The organism is Pseudomonas sp. 43(2021) (assembly GCF_017490805.1).
In the GTDB taxonomy this organism is placed as follows: Bacteria; Pseudomonadota; Gammaproteobacteria; order Pseudomonadales; family Pseudomonadaceae; genus Aquipseudomonas.
Genome location: NZ_JAFGYJ010000526.1, coordinates 1 through 445, shown reverse-complemented (window position 1 = coordinate 445; position 445 = coordinate 1). Strand labels below are relative to the sequence as shown.

Sequence of the window (445 nt, the reverse complement as noted above, 5' to 3'; positions counted from 1 at the left end):
CCCTTCAATCAGATGGAACACGCCCACCTCGCCTATCTGGTGGAGCAATGTCAGCTGCGTTTTTTCGCCCAGGGCGAGAGCATCATCAAACCGGCCGACGGCCCGGTGGAATACTTTCATATCGTCAAACAGGGTCGGGTGGTCGGCGAACGCCAGCACATCACCAAGCCCGGCACCGAGACCACGTTCGAAATCACCACCGGCGAATGCTTTCCGCTGGCCGCGCTGCTCGGTGAACGCGCCACGCGCACCGAACATCTGGCGGGCGAAGACACCTTCTGCCTGCAACTGAACAAACTGGCGTTCATCAAACTGTTCGCCCTCTCCAGCGCCTTCCGCGACTTCGCCTTGCGTGGGGTGAGCAGCCTGCTCGATCAGGTCAACCAGCAAGTCCAGCAAAAAGCCGTGGAGACTCTCGGCACTCAATACTCGCTGAACACCCGTC

The 445-nt window shown here is 60.0% G+C and carries 1 protein-coding gene; it reads left to right on the top strand.

The features are described from left to right. Positions 1-445, top strand: a 445-nt coding sequence (locus J5M71_RS28520) for a cyclic nucleotide-binding domain-containing protein (RefSeq protein ID WP_207839015.1), incomplete at both ends; no start/stop codon positions are given.